Genomic DNA, 20629 nt, shown 5'->3' on the forward strand with positions numbered 1-20629 from the left:
TAGGATGGAAGCATTCGACAAGGACCCCCGCATGTACAACAGCAAACCCCACCAGGAACATGACCTTGAGCGCTTGCACCAGCACATGCGCGAAACCCGTCTGGCCGTGTTGGTCAGCCACGGTGAACAGGGCTTGCTGGCCACGCACCTGCCGGTGTTGCTCGACACCCAAGAGGGCGAGTTCGGCACCGTCTATGCCCACCTGGCGCGGGCTAACCGCCAATGGCAGGACCTGGAGCAAGGTGCCGAAGCACTGCTGGTGTTCCCGGGTGCCGACGCCTACGTCAGCCCCAGCTATTACCCGAGCAAGGCCGAAACCCCCAAGGTGGTACCGACCTGGAACTACCTTGCCGTGCACGCCTACGGCACGGCCAAAGTGATCCACGACGCCGCGCCACTGCTGCAGATCGTCAGCCGCCTGACCGACCGCCACGAACAGGGCCGCAGCGCGCCCTGGAAAGTCGCCGATGCCCCCGCCGACTACCTCGACGGCATGCTCCGCGCCATCGTCGGCATCCGCCTGCCCATCGCCCGTCTGCAGGGCGCGCGCAAGCTCAGCCAGAACCGCACGGCCGAAGATATCGCTGGGGTGCGTGATGGCCTGGGCGCCAGCCCGGATTACCTGGATAACCAACTTGCGGCGCACATGCGCCAACTCTGAAGGAAAAGCCCCATGCCCAGCGTTACCCTGCGCCCTGTCAGCGCCCAAGACCACGCCGCCTGGCTCGCCCTGTGGCAAGCCTACCTGCGCTTCTACCAGACCGAGCTGGCAGAGGAAGTAAGCCTCAGTACCTGGCAACGCCTGCTCGACCCTAACGAGCCAACCCATTCGACCCTTGCCTGGGTCGATGGCAAGGCAGTGGGCATGGTCAACTTCATCTACCATCGTTCCAACTGGAGCATCGAGAACTCCTGCTACCTGCAGGATCTCTACGTCGACAGCAGCCAGCGGGGCCTGGGCATCGGCCGCCAGCTGATCGAACACGTGTACGCCACGGCCAAGGCCGCCGGCTGCATCAAGGTGCACTGGCTGACCCACGAAACCAATGCCACCGCCATCAGCCTGTACGAGCAGGTTGCCGAGCGCCCGAGCTTCATCCAATTCCGCAAAGGGTTGTAGGCCACATGACTGACACACTGAACTGGAAACCTGCTGCATCGCCCAAGGCCGAGCCCATCGACGGCCGCTTCATCCGCCTCGAGAAACTCGACCCGGCGCGCCACGGCGACGACCTCTGGCTCGCCCTGCAAGGCCCGGACTCCGACCCGGTGCTGTGGGACTACCTGCCCTATGGCCCGTTCACTGAGCGTGCGGCCTTCGACCGCTGGCTGCAAGGTAACGCCGCCAGCCACGATCCGCTGTACTACACCGTGGTCGATCGCACCAATGGCCAGGCTCAGGGCGTGCTCACCCTGATGTCTATCGTGCCCGACCACGGCCGTATCGAGATCGGCCACGTCGCCTTCGGCGCACCGATGCAACGCACCCCCAAGAGTACCGAGGCTGTCTACCTGTTGGGCAAGCTGGGCTTCGAGCTGGGCAACCGCCGCCTGGAGTGGAAGTGCAACAACGCCAACGCCCGCTCCAAGCGCGCAGCGGAGCGGTTCGGCTTCACTTTTGAAGGCGTGTTCCGCAAGCACCTGGTAGTGAAGGACCACAATCGGGATACGGCGTGGTATTCGATTACCGATGATGAGTGGCCACAGGTGGCGGCCGGGTTCGAGCGGTGGTTGAGCGCAGAGAATCAGAAGCCAGAAGGCCAGGCACGAACACTTGAAGACTGCCGCAGAGGCTGATTCGTCGAGATCGATCACGGACCAGCGGGCCTGTGATCGGCCTGAGAGGATTACCTGATCTGGCTCACGCGCCTGACGACACCCATCTGCAAACCAAATGGCTTAAATACGGCGTTTAACGACTTGAGCGTGGGATTACCATCCCCCTGCTCAATCTGAATGAGCGTACGCACGGAAATCTTGCACATCCGCGCAAACTGGGTCTGCTGCATCTTCGCCACCTCCATACGGAGCCGTCGCACGGCAGCCCCCAGTTCAAGGCTGCCTTCGGCAATACCTTCGCGCACGCCGTCGATCATCAGCCCGCGTGCATCGATGGAAACTGTCATGCCAACCCCCACTCCGCCATTCGGCGCTCAAGCTTGCCCAGCGCAATCGCCGGGTGATTCATCACTGCATCGGGGAGCCCAAGACCGGACAAGATATCCGGCAATGCCAACAGATGCTGGGCATCCTGCCGTAGACGTTGATAAGCCTCGCCCGGATCAACGAATTCAGCCAGCGCATCACAGGCCGCCTGCCAATCGATTTCGCCTGCTCGTTCGATCGAAGCAGGCCACTTGGTGGTTCGTGTTATCCCTTCCTGATCCATCACCATCGGCGCAAGGTCATAGATAGGTGCGAGACGCACCGTGTCGCGGGTACGAATGATCGCCGTATTGCGCCCGTGGTTATCGGCGTTACCCAGGATCTTGTTGATCAGATCGCGTCGCAGATAATCCGCAATCAGGTCAGGCACCTCTTTGCCTTGTCCGGCCATCTTCCACAGCCCGGCGAGCGCCTTGATTACCTCGCGGTGCCCCATCCGGCTACCTGGCTCGGTAACCCCACACAGCGAATACACCGACTCCACGGCAAAGCGCTGCACACCCTGAGCGCAAACCTGACGATCGAAGCGTTCCATCCACAGGCTGGGCTTTCTGCCTTCTTCCAGCGCCATGTGCTCACTGGCCACCGTGTCGATGCCAAGCTGCTGCAACGCCTTATAGTAGAGATACTCGGTCCGCAGGATGTCCTGATCATCGGCCAGGGCCTGATTGCGGGCGAACTTGATGAACCAATGTCGTCGGGCACGTTCATCCGCTAGCACCGCGTCTGGATACAACTGGCCGTTCTCACCTTCGGTCATCAACAGCTTTGGCGCCTCGCCGCCGGCGCCTGTCGCGCCCCCAATGGCCGCGCCTTGCTCATAGGCGTATTCGAGAAAACGTTGATCGCGAGTGATGACGTCTTGGCGGGAAAACCCGATGGGGTCCGCAAGGTCCAGTAGCTCGACCGACTCCTTGATGCGCAGATTGCCAACTGGGGCCGGGGTGGAGCGCCCGAGCAAAAACAGGTCCTCACCCATGCCTTCCGGTTTCTCCCGGCCAATATGCCTGAGGAGAAAGCGCTTCGCGGCCCCTGCGGGCGCGATGTCGTAAAGGAATGCGGGAGCGTGCTGCAGACGATGGGAGCCGAAGTCCACCGGCAGCCTGGCGCTTGCGGCCTGGCAGAACAGGCTATCATAGGCATCCAGATTGGTTTTGACGTACTCGGATGTATATCCAAAATCGCAGGGACTGGAGAGGCTCTTTTCGGGCTCGGCAAAAGCGATGGCAACAGCATCATGCCACCGACCTTTGTCATGGAGTTGGAGCGTGAGTCTGAACATGGGTCACCTGCAATTTACTGCATGTTGTCGATCACTTCAGATGATCTATCTGCAGCATAGTGCAGATCCTCATCAGTCTCCCATGTATTTCTGCATTTTAGTGCAGATAAACGGAGTATGTCTTCGCATTATCTGCAATAAAATGCACTAAATACAATTAAAAAAAGGGGAGCATCCGCTCCCCAGAGGTTAACCGCTTGTAGATGAGGGCTTATCTCAGCCCTCGATCTCGATCAGGATCTCGCCCGGCGTCACGCGATCGCCCTTGGCCACGTGGATGGCCACGACTTTGCCGGCGATGGCCGCCTGCACTTCGGTCTCCATCTTCATCGCTTCGGTGATCAGCACGGCCTGGCCGGCCTTGACCACGTCGCCTTCCTTGACCAGCACATCGACGATGTTGCCTGGCATGGTGGTGCTGACATGGCCCGGTGCGCTGGCCTGCTTGCGCTTGCTGCCACCGCCGCCGACGAATTCGTTGAGCGGCTCGAACACCACTTCTTCCGGCATGCCATCGATCGACAGGTAGAAGTGACGCTTGCCTTCGGCCTTGACACCCACACCGGTGATGTCGACGCGGTAGGTTTCACCGTGCACGTCGATGACGAACTCGGTCGGTACACCTTCACCGCCATGGGACGCCACTGCACCGGCCTCGGGAATCGGCAGCAGGGCTTCTGGAGTAAGGGTGCCGGCTTCGCGTTCTTCGAGGAACTTGCGGCCAATGTCCGGGAACATGGCGAAGGTCAGCACGTCTTCTTCGCAACGGGCCAGGGCGCCGATGTCGCCACGCAGCTTGGTCATCTCTGGCTTGAGCAGGTCAGCCGGGCGCACGTCGATCACTTCTTCGTTACCAATGGCCTGGCGGCGCAGCTGCTCGTTGATCACACCCGGCGCCTTGCCGTAACCACCTTGCAGGTACAGCTTCACTTCGTTGGTGATGGTCTTGTAGCGCTCACCGGCCAACACGTTGAAGAACGCCTGGGTACCGACGATCTGCGAGGTCGGGGTAACCAGCGGCGGGAAGCCGAGGTCTTCACGCACGCGTGGGATCTCTGCCAGCACTTCGTTCATGCGGCTCAGCGCGCCCTGCTCCTTGAGCTGGTTGGCCAAGTTGGAAATCATCCCGCCCGGGACTTGGTTGACCTGCACGCGGGTGTCCACGGCGGTGAACTCGCTCTCGAACTGGTGGTACTTCTTGCGCACGGCGTAGAAGTACAGGCCGATCTCCTGCAGCAGCTCCAGGTCCAGGCCGGTGTCGAACTCGCTGCCCTTGAGCGCAGCGACCATCGACTCGGTACCCGGGTGGCTGGTGCCCCAGGCGAAGCTGGAGATCGCGGTATCGATGTGGTCAGCACCGTTTTCCACGGCCTTGAGCTGGCACATGGCGGCCAGGCCGGCGGTGTCATGGGAATGGATGAACACCGGCAGCGACTGCTCGGCCTTCAGCGCCCGGACCAGCTCGCCAGTGGCGAACGGCGTCAGCAGGCCGGCCATGTCCTTGATCGCAATCGAGTCGCAGCCCATGGCTTCCATCTGCTTGGCCTGGGCGACGAAGGCGTCGATGGTGTGCACGGGGCTGACGGTGTAAGCGATGGTGCCCTGGGCGTGTTTGCCGGCAGCTTTCACTGCTTCGATGGCAACACGCAGGTTACGCACGTCGTTCATGGCGTCGAAGATGCGGAACACGTCGATGCCGTTGACCGCAGCCTTGGCGACGAAGGCCTTGACCACGTCGTCGCTGTAATGGCGGTAGCCCAGCAGGTTCTGGCCGCGCAGCAGCATTTGCAGACGGGTGTTCGGCAGGGCCGCACGCAGTTTGCGCAGGCGCTCCCACGGGTCTTCCTTGAGGAAACGCACGCAGGCGTCGAAGGTGGCGCCACCCCAGACTTCCAGCGACCAGTAGCCGACCTTGTCGAGCTTGTCGCAGATCGGCAGCATGTCTTCGGTGCGCATGCGGGTAGCCAGCAGGGACTGGTGGGCGTCGCGCAGGATCGTGTCGGTTACGTGAATTTTCTTGGACATTATGGGGTTCCTCACAGGCCTGCGTGGGCGGCGATGGCGGCGGCGATGGCCAGGGCCAGCTCTTCGGGTTTGCGCTTGATCGAGTAGTTGGTCAGTTCCGGGTGGCTTTCGACGAAGCTGGTATTGAACTGGCCGCTACGGAATTCCGGATTGCGCAGGATTTCCTGGTAATACGCGGCAGTGGTCTTCACCCCTTGCACGCGCATGTCGTCCAGGGCCCGCAGGCCGCGGTCCATGGCTTCTTCCCAGGTCAACGCCCAGACCACCAGCTTCAGGCACATGGAGTCGTAGAACGGCGGAATGGTGTAGCCGGTGTAGATCGCCGTGTCGGTGCGCACGCCCGGGCCGCCGGGGGCGTAGTAACGGGTGATCTTGCCGAAGCTGGGCAGGAAGTTGTTCTTCGGGTCTTCGGCGTTGATGCGGAACTGCAACGCGTAGCCACGGTGCTGGATGTCTTCCTGTTTCACCGACAGCGGCAGGCCCGATGCGATGCGGATCTGCTCGCGGACGATGTCGATCCCGGTGATTTCCTCGGTGATGGTGTGTTCCACCTGCACCCGGGTGTTCATCTCCATGAAGTACACCTCGCCATCGGCGAGCAGGAACTCCACGGTACCGGCGTTCTCGTAGTTCACCGCCTTGGCCGCACGCACCGCCAGGTCGCCGATGTAGGCGCGCTGCTCGGGGGTGAGCTGTGGACTCGGGGCGATTTCGATGAGCTTCTGGTTGCGGCGCTGGATCGAGCAGTCTCGCTCGAACAGGTGCACGACGTTGCCGAAGCTGTCACCGAGGATCTGCGCCTCGATGTGCTTGGGGTTGACGATGCACTTTTCCAGGAACACTTCGGCCGAACCGAAGGCCTTGGTGGCCTCGGAAATGACCCGCGGGAAGTTCTGTTCCAGCTCTTCACGGCTGTTGCAGCGGCGAATACCACGGCCACCACCACCGGAAGTCGCTTTGAGCATCACCGGGTAACCGATGCGCTCGCCTTCGCTCAGGGCTTCGTGAATGTCGGCAACGTTGCCTTCGGTGCCCGGGGTTACCGGCACACCGGCTGCGATCATGGTGCGGCGCGCTTCGGTCTTGTCGCCCATGCGGCGGATGACGTCGGCGGCCGGGCCGATGAACTTGATCCCGCGTTCGGCGCAGATCTCTGCCAGTTCGGCGTTTTCCGACAGGAAACCGTAACCCGGGTGCAAGGCATCACAGCCGGTTTCCACAGCAAGGTTGACCAGCTTGCGCGGGTTCAGGTAACCGGCCAGTGGCTCGGCACCAATGCTGTGGGCCTCGTCGGCGCGCTTGACGTGCAAGGCGTGACGGTCGGCATCGGAATAGATCGCGACAGAGCGAATACCCATCTCGGCGCAGGCACGCACGATCCGAACTGCGATTTCACCCCGGTTGGCGATCAGGATTTTTTTTATCACTGGAGTCTTCCCAAAGCCGTAGGAACTGACGATCCGGTTCTACCGGTCGGCGCGTGACCAGAGGTTGCTGGCCAGTCGCATATTCACCCTAGCGCTGAAGGTCGATAAACAAAAATCAATATTTGTTAGGGGCTGTATTAGCAAAAGCTTATAGTTCGGTAACAAGGTATTGCCGATGAGCCGACAAAAATGCGTAAGTCCTTGATGCGTATGACATTGCGTCAATTGCAGATCTTCAACGAGGTGTGCGATTTGCGTTCGTACAGCCGGGCTGCGGAGGAGATGGCACTGACGCAACCCGCCGTTAGTCTACAGATCCGTCAGCTCGAAGAGCTGATCGGCCAGCCACTGTTCGAGTACGTCGGCAAGAAGCTCTACCTGACCGAAGCGGCCGAAGCGCTGCAGCGCGCCAGCCACGACATCTTCGGGCGCCTGGAGAGCCTGGACATGCAGCTGTCGGACATGCAGGGCTCACTGCAGGGGCAGCTTAAACTGGCGATCGAGTCCAGTGCCAAGTACTTCGTGCCACACCTGTTCGCCGCCTTCAAGCAGCGTCACCCGGAGGTCAACCTGACCCTCACGGTAGTCAACCGGGCCCAGGCGATCCGTCGGCTCTCCGACAATCGCGATGACCTGATCATCATGTCGATGGTGCCGCAGGACATGGGCCTGGAATTTCTGCCGTTTCTGAACAACCCGATCATTGCCGTGGCACCACCGCAGCACCCACTGTACAAGCTCGAACACCTGCGCCTGCAGGACCTGGAGCCTCATACCTTGCTGGTTCGCGAGCAGGGTTCGGGCACGCGCAAGGCCTGCGAGGAGTACTTCAAGGACAAACGCGTGCACTTTACCCAGACGCTGGAGGTCGCTTCGGCCGATGCCCAGCGAGAATGCGTGATCGCCGGCCTGGGTATTGCCCTGTTGACCCGCCATGCCGTGAACCTGGAGCTGGCCACGGGGGTGCTCAGGGAGCTGCCGGTAGACGAGCTGCCGCTGTACCGCAGCTGGTGCGTGGTGCAGGCCAAGGCCAAGCGACAATCGCCGGTGGCCTTGGCCTTTCTGGCGTTCATCCGCAGCGAACGAGCGCTGATCAGCGCGCTGGTTGAGCGTTTTTCGGGGAAGTTGCCGCCGATGCCTGCCACACCGTGAGTGCTTGCAGTTCGGGGTAGTCGGCCAGATCGCGGAGCAGTTGGCGCTGGTCGCAATAGCTCTCGATCGCGCGGCGGTACTCCATGCGGCGCTGATCCTTTTCCTGCTGCTTGCGAGCCTTGGCGCTGGGTTGGTACGTACCGTCGAAGTCACGAGCCATTGCCTGTCTCCCAGATAGGATGCGGGAGTTTCAGACTGGCCTTGAGGGTTTACGGTTTAGCTGTGGAATGGTGACAAAACCGTGAAATCTGCTTTTCCTGTCCCGCGAAGAAGCCTGAACAGGAGAAAGATTCAGTCGTCGGTAGCCTTGATCGACTTGGGCGACAACCGCAGGCTGCGCAAGCTGCGCTTCACGCTCTTGAGGTGATTGACCAGGCTCGGCCCACGGGCCATGGCCACGCCCATGGCCAGCACGTCGATCACCACCAGGTGAGCGATACGCGAGGTCAGCGGGGTGTAGATCTCGGTGTCTTCATGCACGTCGATCGCCAGATTGACCGTCGACAGCTCCGCCAGCGGCGTCGCGCTCGGACACAGGGTGATCAGGTTGGCGCCGCTTTCACGCACCAGGTTGGCGGTGATCAGCAGGTCCTTGGAGCGTCCGGACTGGGAAATGCACACCGCCACGTCACCCGGCTTCAGCGTCACCGCCGACATGGCCTGCATGTGCGGGTCGGAGTAGGCCGCGGCGCTGAGCAGCAGGCGGAAGAACTTGTGCTGGGCATCGGCCGCTACCGCACCGGATGCGCCAAAGCCATAGAACTCCACGCGTTGAGCCTGAGCCATGGCAGTCACGGCCTGTTGCAGAGCCTGCGGGTCCAGGTGCTCACGCACTTCCATCAGCGTGTGCAGGGTAGTGTCGAAAATCTTCAGGCTGTAGTCGGCAACCGAGTCGTCTTCATGAATCGCGAACTGGCCGAAACTGGCACCGGCCGCCAGGCTCTGCGCCAGCTTGAGCTTGAGATCCTGGAAGCCTGAACAGCCGATCGCCCGGCAGAAACGCACAATGGTCGGCTCGCTGATACCCACGCTGTGCGCCAGGTCAGCCATGGAGCTGTGCATCACGGCAGCCGGGTCTAGCAGCACGTGGTCGGCCACTTTGAGTTCCGATTTGCGCAGCAGGTGGCGCGATTGGGCGATATGTTGCAACAGATTCACGGGCTGGACTCGGTTATGATCGGCTGGCCGGGATGTAGCTTTCTTGTAGTTATACTACATGGACGCCAACCCGCCCAGTTAAACGAACGTGGAGAGTGGTGGTTTGACTATTCCTTGCGACATTCTGGTGTTCGGTGGTACCGGTGACCTGGCCCTGCACAAACTGCTGCCGGCGCTCTATCACCTGTATCGCGAGGCACGCCTGAACAACGCGGTGCGCATCATTGCCCTCGCCCGCCGCCACATAAGCCGTGACGAATACCTCAAGCTCGCCGAGCGCCATTGCCGGGCGCAGATCGCCCGCCACGATTTCGATGAAGATGTGTGGCAACGCTTTTCCGCACGTCTCGACTACTTCCCGATGGATGCCGCGCAAAGCGCCGATTTCGGCCGCCTGGCGCGCTACCTCGGCGAGCCTGGAGGGCTGACCCGCATCTACTACCTGGCCACTGCGCCCAACCTCTTCGTCCCGATCGCCAACCATTTGCGGATTGCCGGGCTGGCCGACAGCGAAGCGCGCATCGTGCTGGAGAAGCCGATCGGCCACTCGCTGGCATCTGCCACCGCCATCAACGAAGCGATCGGCGCGGTGTTCGACGAATCGCAGGTGTTTCGCATCGACCACTACCTCGGCAAGGAAACCGTGCAGAACCTGATGGCCCTGCGCTTCGCCAATGCCCTGCTGGAACCGGTGTGGCGCAACGGCCAGGTCGACCATGTGCAGATCAGCGTCTGCGAGACCCTCGGTGTGGAAAACCGCGGCGGTTACTACGACCGCGCCGGGGCGACCCGCGACATGCTGCAGAATCACCTGCTGCAGCTGCTGTGCCTGGTGGCCATGGAGCCGCCCGCGCAGTTCGAGGCCGAAGCCGTACGCGACGAGAAAGTGAAGATCCTGCGCGCCCTCAAGCCCATTACCGGCCAGGATGTGCAGGACAAGACCGTGCGTGGCCAGTACGGCGCCGGCCACATCGGCGGCCAGGAAGTGCCGGCCTACTACTTCGAGAAGGACGTCGACAACGACACCGACACTGAAACCTTCGTCGCCGTGCACGCCCACATTGACAACTGGCGCTGGGCCGGCGTGCCCTTCTACCTGCGGACCGGCAAGCGCATGGCCCGGCGCTCATCGCAAATCGTCATCCAGTTCAAACCGGTGCCCCACGAGCTGTTCAGCGGTGGCCAAGTCAACCAGTTGCTGATCCAGTTGCAGCCCGAGGAGCGCATCAGCCTGCGCATGATGACCAAGAGTCCCGGCAAGGGCATGCGCCTGGAGCCCGTCGATCTGGATCTCAACCTTGCCCAGGTATTTGGCCAGACGCGCCGCTGGGACGCCTATGAACGTCTGCTGCTGGACATCCTGGAGGGCGATTCGACGCTGTTCATGCGCCGTGACGAAGTGGAGGCCGCCTGGGCCTGGATCGACCCGATCATCGAGGGTTGGGAAGAACACTTCCAGGCGCCCCGCCACTATGCAGCCGGCAACAACGGCCCGGAACAGGCCAACAGCCTGCTGGCCAGGCATGGCAGGCACTGGCATGGCTGAGTGAAAGGTGCGCTCAATGCCCCCACGGGCGGGCAATCATCTGCCTGAACTCAGGCTCCGGGACGGGCCTGCTGATCAGGTAGCCCTGGGCCTCGTCACATTCCTGTTCACGCAGGAACGCCAACTGTTCGGCCGTTTCCACCCCTTCCGCCACCACCTTCAGGCCCAGGCTTCTGGACAGGGCGATGATCGCCCGGGTAATGGCCGCATCCTGACTACCCTCGTGCAAGCCACGGATGAATGCCTGGTCGATCTTCACGTAGTCCACCGGCAGGCGCTTGAGGTAGCTCAATGACGAATAGCCGGTGCCAAAATCGTCTATGGCCAGTTTCACCCCCAGTGCGTGCAGTTGCTCGAAGGTCGAGATGATGTGTTCGACACTGTCCAGCAGCTGGCTTTCGGTCAGTTCCAGCTCCAGCTGATGAGGCGCGAGCCCGGTTTCCTCCAGCACCTGACGCACCAGGCTGACCAGCTTGCCCTGGCGCAATTGGTAGACCGACAGGTTGACCGAAACCCGCACCTCCAGCCCTTCCTGCAGCCATTCGCGCGCCTGCCTGCAGGCATGGCGGAGCACGAACTCACCGATAGGGGCGATCAGCCCGGTTTCTTCCGCCAGGCCAATGAATTCTCCCGGCGGCACCATGCCCCACTGTGGATGCTGCCAGCGCACCAGTGCCTCGGCGGCATGCAAGTGCCCACTGAGCAGGCACAGCTTGGGCTGGTAATAGACCATCAGTTGTTCTTCTTCGATGGCCTTGCGTAATTGGTTCTCCAGCTGCAGGCGCTCGAGCGTGCTGGCGCGCAGGCTCTCGGTATAGAACTGGAAGTTGTCTCCCCCCAGATGCTTGGCATGTTGCTTGGCCATGTCGGCCTGGCTGATCAGGGCATCGGCATCGAGCGTGGCGTCGGACAACACACTGATGCCCACCGAAGCGCTGACCACGACCTCATGCCCATCGAGCCGCTGCGGCTTGCGCAACTTGTTCAACAAGCGGGTGGTGACCCGCACCAGGCTCGACAGGTTGCTATAACCATCGAACAGCACGGCAAACTCATCGCCGGAAAGCCGCGCCACGGTATCTGCCTCGGGAACGGTGCTGACAATGCGCCGGGCAATCTTGTGAATCAGCTGATCGGCCAGTTCATGGCCCAGGCTTTCATTGAGCAGCTTGAAACGGTCCAGATCGACATGCAGCAGGGCCAGGCTTCGGCCGTTGCTGCGCACACGTTGCGCGGCTTCCTGCAGGCGCAGCCGGAACAGTGTGCGGTTGGCCAACCCGCTCAGTTCATCGTAGTGCGCCAGGTAGCGCAGGCGCTCCTCGGATGCCCGACGGGCAGACAGGTCGGTGAAGAAGCCGACTACCTGGCTCAAATGGCCTTGAGGGTCGCGCACAGCCGTCAGCTGCAACCTTTGCGGGTGCAACTCGCCATGCTTGCGGGCCTCTACCAGCTCGCCCTGCCAGCCGCCTTGCTGCGCCAGCGCCGACTCGATGGCCTGGCTGTGCCGGCGCGCATCGCTGTGGCATGGCAGGTCGAACAGTTCGCGCGCCAGTAGCTCGGAGCGGTTGTAGCCAGTCATCTGGCAGTAAGCCTGATTCACTGCCAGCACCACGAAATCGGCACTGAGAATCGCCACACCCTCATTGCAGGCCTCGAACACCGTGGCAGCAAGGCGCTGCTGCTCTTCGAGCACCTTCTGCGCCGAAACCCGTTGCAGGTCCTGGTTCAACGCCTGATTCTGGAAACGCCGCAGCAGGCTGCGGTCGAGCAGCCGGTTGACCTGCCAGGCCACTACCAGCAGCGCTGCCAGCAGGATCAGGCCGAGCCAGCCCCAACCGCGCTGCTGCCCCGCCTCGAAGTGGAACAGGAACAGGATGGGGGGCAACAGGCAGGGCAAGGCAAAACTGAGGAAAGCCGGCAGGCTCACTGCATAGGCAATGCTCGCGCTCAAGGTGGCCATCCCCAGCAGCCCGAATACCCAGGCCTGCTGCAAGAAATTGTCTTCCGGCACCAGCGCGATCGCGGCACAAGCCAAGGTCAAGCCGCTGAACGCCGAACCGAACAGAAACATGCGGCGCCAGCCGGGGTTGGCCTGGCGTTGCGCCGTGGCTGCGTCGAACGCCGCCACCTGGATCACCCGCAGGGCCACCAGCGCGAGCACCCACACCAGCCACGCGCCCACCAGCAGGTAACGCCCAGGGTTCCACAACAACCAGGCGCACAGCAAGCCATTGAGCAGCATGAACAATGTGGGTAACAGTGAGCCTTGATACAGCAGACGGGTTCGCTCGACAGAGAGCTGAGTGGCGAACTGCCTGCGCACGTTCCTTGTCATCTCCAGCGATACGTCGATCGCCGTGCAGTCCTGGGTCATAGCGCTGGTTCTTGTAGTGTTCTTGTTATGTTTGGCACTAAACGAGCTGCGATCTTACACAAACGGCAGACTTGGCCAAACTGCTGTCGGGCATCCTTCTCCCATTCATGCGGTTCAGACATTTGGTATAGCTGAAATGTTGCGGCGACCAGAACCCGATGAGCGACTGCCCAAGAGGTGAATATTTATACAGTAGACGTTTGCCCGTTGCCCGGCCTGCCCCTAGAATGGCCGGATGCACACAGATGACCTCTCCCTCCTGCTGAATTCCCTCAACGATGCCCAACGCCAGGCCGTCGCGGCCACGCTTGGGCGTCAGCTGGTGCTTGCTGGCGCCGGTTCCGGTAAAACCCGCGTGCTGGTGCACCGCATCGCCTGGCTGATCCAGGTCGAGCAGGCCTCGCCGCACTCGATCCTGTCGGTGACCTTCACCAACAAGGCTGCCGCCGAGATGCGCCAGCGGATCGAGCAGTTGCTGGGTATCAACCCGGCCGGCATGTGGGTGGGCACCTTCCACGGCCTGGCGCACCGCCTGCTTAGGGCGCACTGGCAGGAAGCACGCTTGGTGCAGAACTTCCAGATCCTCGACAGCGATGACCAGCAGCGGCTGATCAAACGCGTCATGCGTGAACTCGGCCTGGACGAGCAGAAGTGGCCAGCGCGCCAAGCGCAGTGGTTCATCAACGGGCAAAAGGACGAGGGCCTGCGCCCGCAACATATCCAGGCCAGCGGTGACCTGTTCCTGCAGACCATGCGTGATGTCTACAGCGCCTATGAACAAGCCTGCGAGCGCGCCGGGGTCATCGACTTCTCCGAATTACTGCTGCGCGCCCTCGACCTTTGGCGCGACCACCCCGGCCTGCTGGAACACTACCAGCGGCGCTTCCGCCACCTGCTGGTGGACGAGTTCCAGGACACCAACGCGGTGCAGTACGCCTGGCTGCGCCTGCTGGCCGGCAAAAGCGGTGGCAGCCTGATGGCGGTGGGCGACGACGACCAGTCGATCTATGGCTGGCGCGGCGCCAAGATCGAGAACATTCACCAGTACACGGCCGACTTCCCCGACGCCGAGATGATCCGCCTGGAGCAGAACTACCGTTCCACCGGCGGCATTCTCAAGGCCGCGAACGCGCTGATCGCCAACAACAGCGGGCGCCTGGGCAAGGAACTGTGGACCGACATGGGCGAAGGCGAGCCGCTGACGCTGTACGCCGCCTACAACGAACACGATGAAGCGCGCTATGTGGTCGAGACTATCGAAAGCCTGATCAAGCAAGGCAACGCGCGCAGCGATATCGCCATTCTGTATCGCTCCAACGCCCAATCGCGGGTGCTGGAAGAAGCCCTGCTGCGCGAACGCATCCCCTATCGCATCTACGGTGGCCAGCGCTTCTTCGAACGCGCCGAAATCAAGAATGCCATGGCTTACCTGCGGCTGATCGAAGGCCGCGGCAACGATGCGGCATTGGAACGGGTGATCAACGTGCCACCCCGTGGTATCGGCGAGAAGACCGTCGAGGCCATTCGCGAGCATGCCCGCCACAGCCAGCTGTCGATGTGGGAAGCCATGTGCCAGCTGCTGGCCGCCAAGGCGTTGAAAGGCCGCGCTGCTTCTGCCCTGGGTGCCTTTATCGAATTGATCGAGGGCCTGGCCAGCAAGGTCGCGGACATGCCGCTGCACACCATGACCCAGACGGCCATCGAGCAGTCCGGCCTGATCATCTATCACCAGGAAGAAAAGGGTGAAAAGGGCCAGGCACGGGTAGAAAACCTTGAGGAACTGGTCAGCGCCGCACGCAACTTCGAAACCAGCGAAGACGACGCCGACCTGTCGCCGCTGTCGGCCTTCCTTGGCCATGCCTCGCTGGAGGCCGGCGATGCCCAGGCGGACGAGCACGAAGACAGCATCCAGCTGATGACCTTGCACAGCGCCAAGGGTCTGGAATTCCCCTACGTGTTCCTGGTCGGCATGGAAGAAGGCCTGTTCCCGCACAAGATGAGCCTGGAAGAGCCCGGCCGCCTGGAAGAGGAACGCCGCCTGGCCTACGTGGGCATTACCCGTGCCATGCGCCAGCTGATCATGACCTATGCCGAGACTCGCCGCCTCTATGGCAGCGAGACCTACAACAAGGTATCTCGATTCGTACGCGAGATTCCGAGCGGCCTGGTTCAGGAAGTACGCCTTTCCAACAGTGTCAGCCGACCGTTCGGCGGTTCGACGAGCACGAGCAGCAACCTGTTTGCCAATGCCAATATTCCGCAGACCGCCTTCAACCTTGGCCAGCGCGTGCAGCACGCCGTGTTTGGCGAAGGGGTGATCCTCAACTTCGAGGGCTCCGGTGCCCAGGCGCGAGTGCAGGTGAACTTTGCCGAAGGCAGCAAATGGCTCATGCTGGGGTACGCCAAGCTCGAAGCTATCTAAAAGCCTCGAAACATTCAGGCAAAAGCTGGAAACATCTTGTCGCTGGTCATGTGCACAGGAACCTGTGCACCATGGCGCGCGTGCAATCCACAACAGGGGAAATCCCATTTATGCAACGTTTTCTTAGCATCGCACTGGCGCTCTGCGTCGGCCTGACGCTGAGCCTGGACGCCAACGCCAAGCGTTTTGGCGGCGGCAAGAGCTCGGGCGCCGCACCTATCCACCAGACCCGCCAGGCTACGCCAACCACGCCTGCCGCCGCGCCGACCGCTCCAGGTCGCGCCCCAGCCGCCGCCAGCGGTGCTTCGCGCTGGCTGGGCCCACTGGCCGGCCTCGCCGCCGGTGGCCTGCTGGCGTCCATGTTCATGGGCGACGGATTCGAAGGCTTCCAGATCATGGACTTCCTGATCGTGGCGCTGATCGCCTTCCTGGTGTTCCGCTTCATTGCCGCACGCCGTCGCCAGCAGCAGCCGCAAATGGCCGCTCCGGGCCACGCGCCGTTCCAGCGTGAAGCCCATGGCCAGCAGCCTGCCCAGCCGTCGATCTTCGGTGGTTCGGCCGCGCCTGCCGCTGCAGCCGCTCCGGTGATCAACGCACCGGCCTGGTTCAACGAGCAGAGCTTCCTGGCCGCCGCCCGCAGCCACTTCCAGTCGCTGCAGCAGCACTGGGATGCCAACGAAATGGACAAGATCGCCGAGTTCGTCACTCCGCAGATGCTCGAGTTCCTCAAGCGCGAGCGTGCCGACCTGGGTGATGGCTTCCAGTCGACCTACATCGATGACCTCGATGTGCAACTGGACGGTGTCGACGATCGCGCCGACCGCACCGACGCCACCCTGACCTTCCGTGGCGTGTCGAAGACCTCGCGCTTCGACCAGGGCGAAGCCTTCAGCGAAAGCTGGCACATGGTTCGCGCCCAGGGCGAGAACCAGCCTTGGCTGGTCGCCGGTATCCGTCAAAACGGTTAACCGCCGCACGTTGCACAAAAAACCCCGGGCCTGTCCCGGGGTTTTTGCTTTTGCCAAAGCAGGCTACTAGGGTATAACGCGCAGCGTTGTCATCAAGGTCAGAGGATGTAAACCGTGGAAGAAGTGATCGAACAACTTCGTGAAGCCAATGAACCCGTGCCGGTGCCCTTGGAGCTTCCCGACGAAGACCAACTGGTAGAGATCGAGGAAGAACTGTTCATCAACATTCCGTTCGTGTTCAAAGAGTTTCTGCTGACCGTCAGCGATGTCGTGTACGGTTCGCTGGAGCCGGTAACCGTCACTGATCCCCAATCGCACACATACCTGCCCGATGTCGCGGCCAATGCCTGGGATGCCGGCGTGCCACGCGACTTGATTCCACTGTGCCAAGACGGCGACGACTACTACTGCGTCGAAGAAGACGGTACCGTGGTGCTGTGGGTTGCGGAAGAAGAGGCTACCGCCGAGGACAATTGGGAATCGGTGTGGCATTGGGCACGAGACGTGTGGCTGGAAAGCTGACACACAGAAGAAAAATGGCTTGGTGCCATCAAGGTAGTTAAAATCGCCAGGCTTTTTGCGCCTGGCGACATCGCTACCGCTCCATCCCCTCAGTGCGAATGATCGCGGCTGTTCTCCAGCGTCTCCAGCAAGGCAATCTGCATCCGCGAATGCACGCGGATAAACCAGCGCCACAGCAACGCCACCACCACCGCCGCTACGACTGCGATCACCAGCAACAGCTCGCTGGTCGGCAGGATGCTCGCCGACAACGCCGACAGCAGCAGGAAGATCACCAGCAGCGACAGCAGCGGAATCACCTCGGCAACCACGCGACGCACGCGCTGGGTATGCCGCCCGGCCATTTCCGGTTTCACCCCCATCTCCGCCAGCAGCATCGACAGTGCCTTGAGCTTGCGATAAGCGGCAATCAGGAACGGCAACGACAGCAGCAACGCCGCGCCCCAGATCAGCGCCTTCTGCTGGCTGACATCCGTCACCCACTCATTGAGCCAATCGCCGATGCGCCCGGCGAAATAACCGCCACTGAAGAAGATCGCGATCACCAGCGCCAGATTGACGCCCACCTGCAACAGGATGCGCCGGATCATTGCCGCCAGCATGGCGCTTTCACCTTGCGGCTGAATGTTGCGCAACCATTCTCCATAGAGTGACAGCACTCGCGCCAAGCGCCGTGGCACGACGTTGCCGAGCTTCAGTGACAGCGGATCGGCGGCGCGGATCAGGTAAGGCGTCAGCAGCGTGGTAATGGCCGAAACCGCCACCGCCACCGGGTAGAGGAAGTCGCTGGTGACTTGCAGGGTCATTCCCAGGGCCGCGATGATGAAGGAGAATTCGCCAATCTGCGAAAGCCCCATGCCTACCCGCAGCGAAGTACGCCCATCGTTGCCGGCAATGAATGCGCCCATGCCGCACGACAGCATCTTGCCCAATACCACTGCCACGGTGATGACCATGATCGGCCAGGCATAGTCGATCAGCACCTGTGGGTCGATCATCAGGCCGATGGCGACGAAGAATATCGCGCTGAACAGGTCGCGCACCGGCTCGATCAGGCGTTCGATCTTCAGCAGCTGGCGCGACTCGGCCATGATCGCACCGATCAGGAAGGCCCCCAGCACCATGCTGTATTCCAGCTTGACCACCAACAGGCAGAAGCCAAAGCACAAGCCTAGCACCGTAATCAACAACATCTCGTTGCTTTCGAATTTCGCCACGTAGGCCAACAGTCGGGGCACCAGCAGAATGCCGATGACCAGCGCGACGATCATGAACAACGACAACTTGCCGATCGTCGAAAACACCTCGCCGGAGCTGACCGTGCCACTGACGGCAATGCCTGAAAGCAAGGCGATGATGCCGATGCCGAGGATGTCCTCGACGATCAGCACGCCAAAGATCAGCTGGGCGAAGCGCTCGTTCTTCATCTTCAGGTCGTTCAGCGCCTTGACGATGATGGTGGTCGAGGAAATCGCCAGGATCGCGCCAAGGAACAGCGAGTCCATGGTGTTCCAGCCAAACCAGCGACCAATCTCGAACCCGATCCAGATCATCAGGACGATTTCCAGGAATGCCGCAATGAATGCCGTGGCGCCGACTTTGAACAGCTTGCGCAGGCTGAACTCCAGGCCCAGGCAGAACATCAGGAAAATGACCCCCAGCTCGGCCAGGGTCTTGATCGTGTCTTCATCGTGGATGAGGCCGAACGGTGGCGTATGCGGGCCGATGATGAAGCCGGCGACGATGTAGCCCAGTACCACGGGCTGCTTGAGGCGATGAAAGAGGATCGTCACCACACCGGCGACCAGCATGATCACTGCCAGGTCCTGGATGAAGCTGATGGCATGCATGGCGCGATACTCCTTTTCGACTTTGCTGGATGCCCGGGCAGACCGCTCCTCTGCCAAGGCAAAGCTGAGCGAGCAGCAAGTACATACTGTATTGAATGCAGAAACGCCCACGTTGCATGGGCGTACTCAGGTTAACATCGCACCCCGCCGCAAAAAGCCGGTGCAATATGTAGAAACAGATCGGCCGAACAGCCGCTTCTGATGACCTAATTGGCGTGACGAGTGAGCGTCCGGCAACGTCCCGTAATTCAGGAAGGCAAACCTTCTAGAGGGGAAACAGAAGTGTCAGCAGATACCCGCCCCGATTCAGCGCAATCTCACCGTGAGCACACTATGGAACCTGGAAACGCCGAGCTGAGCATGACCGTCCTGATGACACCGGACATGGCCAACTTTTCTGGCAACGTACACGGCGGCACCCTGCTCAAGTACCTCGACGAAGTGGCCTATGCCTGTGCCAGCCGCTATGCCGGCAGCTATGTGGTGACCCTGTCGGTCGATCAGGTGATCTTCCGCGAGCCGGTTCACGTCGGCGAGCTGGTAACGTTCCTCGCCTCGGTCAACTACACCGGCAACACCTCGATGGAAGTGGGCATCAAGGTGGTCACCGAGAACATCCGCGAGCGCTCGGTACGCCATTCCAACAGCTGCTTCTTCACCATGGTCGCAGTCGATGACAACCGCCGCCCGGTGCCGGTGCCGCCTCGCCAGCCGCATTCCAGCGAAGAGAAGCGCCGCTTCCTGCAGGGCCAGCAGCGCCGCCAGATCCGTCAGGAACTGGAAAAGCGCTACCAGGACCTTAAAACCGACGCGATCTAGTAAGCCAGGCGCTGCGCCTCGAAGCGCACGCGCGGGTGGGCAATGCGATCCTGGGCCCGCACCAGCTGCAGTTCGTAGCTGGTGCAAGCCTGGGTTTCCAGCAGCACCTCATGCACGGCCGCCGCAGTGAATTCAAAGGCCTGTAGCCAGCTGTCGCCCAGCAGCACACGGGCCAGGAACATCCCCGACGTCAGGTCACCTACGCCAACCGGTTGCCGCGGGAAGGCCAACAGGGGGCGACGCAGGTGCCAGCTCTGTTCACGGGTCACCAGCAACATCTCGAACATATCCTCAGCACGCCCCGGATACGACAGGTGCTTGACCAGCACCACTTGTGGGCCGCGCTCGAGCAGGCTGCGCGCCATGCTGACGCAGTTCTCTAGCGATTGCGCACGGCGGCCGCAGAAGCTGTCCAGCTCCAGCTGATTGGGGCAAAGGATATCCGCCTTGGCGGCTGCTTCATCGAGCAGGAACTCGCTGACCTCCCGGGGAACGATACAGCCCTTTTCCGCATGGCCCATGACCGGGTCACACAGGTACAGTGCCTTCGGGTTCACAGCCTTGATGCGTTCGACCCCAGCCAGAATTGCCCGGCCCTGCTCGGCGCTGCCCAGGTAGCCAGACAGCACGGCGTCGCAGTGGCCCAGTTCGCCGATGTTGGAAATACCCTCCACCAACGCAGGAATTTGCGCTGGAGCGAGCACTTCGCCCGCCCACTGGCCATACTGAGTGTGATTGGAAAACTGTACGGTATTGAGGGGCCAGACGTTGACCCCGATACGCTGCATGGGGAACACCGCAGCGCTGTTGCCGGCGTGGCCGAAGACCACGTGGGACTGGATGGCGAGCAGATGCGGGGTACGTTTCATGCGGGAGGATTCCAAAGCTGTTTCAAGGATTGTGCAGCGCGCAGTATGG

At 61.5% G+C, this 20629-nt stretch carries 18 protein-coding genes; 9 read left to right on the top strand and 9 right to left on the bottom strand.

From position 1 onward, the window contains the following. Positions 1–31: 31 nt before the first annotated feature. The 3 genes from ACOKS3_RS29045 to ACOKS3_RS29055 are packed head-to-tail and all read left to right on the top strand — an operon-like array spanning position 32 to position 1797. Positions 32–661: an FMN-binding negative transcriptional regulator gene (locus ACOKS3_RS29045; protein WP_422763587.1), complete on the top strand. Its 630-nt coding sequence runs from the start codon at positions 32–34 to the stop codon at positions 659–661. 12 nt (positions 662–673) lie between these two features. Then, entirely contained in the window at positions 674–1120 is a 447-nt protein-coding gene (locus tag ACOKS3_RS29050) for a GNAT family N-acetyltransferase (RefSeq protein ID WP_422763588.1), read from the top strand. 5 nt (positions 1121–1125) lie between these two features. Next, positions 1126–1797: a GNAT family N-acetyltransferase gene (locus ACOKS3_RS29055; protein ID WP_103448432.1), complete on the top strand. Its 672-nt coding sequence runs from the start codon at positions 1126–1128 to the stop codon at positions 1795–1797. 50 nt (positions 1798–1847) lie between these two features. Here the strand turns inward: ACOKS3_RS29055 and ACOKS3_RS29060 are convergent, their stop codons facing one another. From ACOKS3_RS29060 to ACOKS3_RS29075, 4 genes are all read right to left on the bottom strand, one after another. Next, on the bottom strand, positions 1848–2126 hold the full coding sequence (locus ACOKS3_RS29060) for a helix-turn-helix domain-containing protein (protein WP_103448431.1): 279 nt from the start codon (positions 2124–2126) through the stop codon (positions 1848–1850). Then, positions 2123–3448: a type II toxin-antitoxin system HipA family toxin gene (locus ACOKS3_RS29065; protein WP_422763589.1), complete on the bottom strand. Its 1326-nt coding sequence runs from the start codon at positions 3446–3448 to the stop codon at positions 2123–2125. The genes ACOKS3_RS29060 and ACOKS3_RS29065 overlap by 4 nt, the downstream gene beginning before the upstream one ends. A gap of 216 nt (positions 3449–3664) precedes the next feature. Continuing rightward, on the bottom strand, positions 3665–5473 hold the full coding sequence (gene oadA / locus ACOKS3_RS29070) for a sodium-extruding oxaloacetate decarboxylase subunit alpha (protein ID WP_103448429.1): 1809 nt from the start codon (positions 5471–5473) through the stop codon (positions 3665–3667). 11 nt (positions 5474–5484) lie between these two features. Further along, positions 5485–6900: an acetyl-CoA carboxylase biotin carboxylase subunit gene (locus ACOKS3_RS29075; protein ID WP_016489867.1), complete on the bottom strand. Its 1416-nt coding sequence runs from the start codon at positions 6898–6900 to the stop codon at positions 5485–5487. A 189-nt stretch (positions 6901–7089) separates the two neighbouring features. On the opposite strand from ACOKS3_RS29075, the gene ACOKS3_RS29080 reads away from it, so the two are divergent. After that, positions 7090–8052 (top strand): LysR family transcriptional regulator, encoded by a 963-nt coding sequence (locus tag ACOKS3_RS29080; protein WP_103448428.1) that lies wholly within the window; start codon positions 7090–7092, stop codon positions 8050–8052. Here ACOKS3_RS29080 and ACOKS3_RS29085 read toward each other — a convergent pair. Both ACOKS3_RS29085 and hexR read right to left on the bottom strand, forming a co-directional pair. Then, the gene (locus ACOKS3_RS29085; protein WP_103448427.1) at positions 7994–8212 is read right to left on the bottom strand and encodes a PA3496 family putative envelope integrity protein; all 219 of its coding nucleotides are present in this window, start codon (positions 8210–8212) and stop codon (positions 7994–7996) included. The genes ACOKS3_RS29080 and ACOKS3_RS29085 overlap by 59 nt on opposite strands. A 131-nt stretch (positions 8213–8343) precedes the next feature. Then, on the bottom strand, positions 8344–9210 hold the full coding sequence (hexR, locus tag ACOKS3_RS29090) for a transcriptional regulator HexR (protein WP_103448426.1): 867 nt from the start codon (positions 9208–9210) through the stop codon (positions 8344–8346). Between the two features lie 103 nt (positions 9211–9313). On the opposite strand from hexR, the gene zwf reads away from it, so the two are divergent. Beyond that, positions 9314–10756 carry a glucose-6-phosphate dehydrogenase gene (zwf, locus tag ACOKS3_RS29095; RefSeq protein WP_103448425.1) on the top strand — a complete coding sequence of 481 codons (1443 nt, stop codon included), beginning with the start codon at positions 9314–9316 and terminating at the stop codon, positions 10754–10756. Between the two features lie 13 nt (positions 10757–10769). On the opposite strand, the gene ACOKS3_RS29100 is transcribed toward zwf, so the two are convergent. Further along, positions 10770–12998, bottom strand: coding sequence for a putative bifunctional diguanylate cyclase/phosphodiesterase (locus ACOKS3_RS29100; RefSeq protein WP_374755327.1), 2229 nt, complete (start codon positions 12996–12998; stop codon positions 10770–10772). A gap of 367 nt (positions 12999–13365) precedes the next feature. Between ACOKS3_RS29100 and uvrD the strand changes: the two genes are divergently transcribed. The 3 genes from uvrD to ACOKS3_RS29115 all read left to right on the top strand — a co-directional run bounded on the left by uvrD (position 13366) and on the right by ACOKS3_RS29115 (position 17042). Next, entirely contained in the window at positions 13366–15552 is a 2187-nt protein-coding gene (gene uvrD, locus ACOKS3_RS29105) for a DNA helicase II (RefSeq protein WP_103448423.1), read from the top strand. 110 nt (positions 15553–15662) lie between these two features. Then, entirely contained in the window at positions 15663–16520 is an 858-nt protein-coding gene (locus tag ACOKS3_RS29110; protein ID WP_103448422.1) for a Tim44 domain-containing protein, read from the top strand. Between the two features lie 114 nt (positions 16521–16634). Next, positions 16635–17042, top strand: a complete 408-nt coding sequence (locus ACOKS3_RS29115; protein ID WP_103448421.1) for an SMI1/KNR4 family protein — start codon at positions 16635–16637, stop codon at positions 17040–17042. 89 nt (positions 17043–17131) lie between these two features. On the opposite strand, the gene ACOKS3_RS29120 is transcribed toward ACOKS3_RS29115, so the two are convergent. Continuing rightward, the gene (locus ACOKS3_RS29120; RefSeq protein ID WP_103448420.1) at positions 17132–18892 is read right to left on the bottom strand and encodes a cation:proton antiporter; all 1761 of its coding nucleotides are present in this window, start codon (positions 18890–18892) and stop codon (positions 17132–17134) included. A 333-nt stretch (positions 18893–19225) separates the two neighbouring features. Between ACOKS3_RS29120 and ACOKS3_RS29125 the strand changes: the two genes are divergently transcribed. Then, positions 19226–19711 (top strand): acyl-CoA thioesterase, encoded by a 486-nt coding sequence (locus ACOKS3_RS29125; protein ID WP_103448418.1) that lies wholly within the window; start codon positions 19226–19228, stop codon positions 19709–19711. On the opposite strand, the gene pdxY is transcribed toward ACOKS3_RS29125, so the two are convergent. Continuing rightward, complete coding sequence (gene pdxY / locus ACOKS3_RS29130; protein WP_422763590.1) at positions 19708–20580, bottom strand: pyridoxal kinase PdxY; 873 nt, start codon at positions 20578–20580, stop codon at positions 19708–19710. The genes ACOKS3_RS29125 and pdxY overlap by 4 nt on opposite strands. Positions 20581–20629: the final 49 nt, after the last annotated feature.

Source organism: Pseudomonas sp. HS6-2 (assembly GCF_049325675.2).
In the GTDB taxonomy this organism is placed as follows: domain Bacteria; phylum Pseudomonadota; class Gammaproteobacteria; order Pseudomonadales; family Pseudomonadaceae; genus Aquipseudomonas; species Aquipseudomonas putida_N.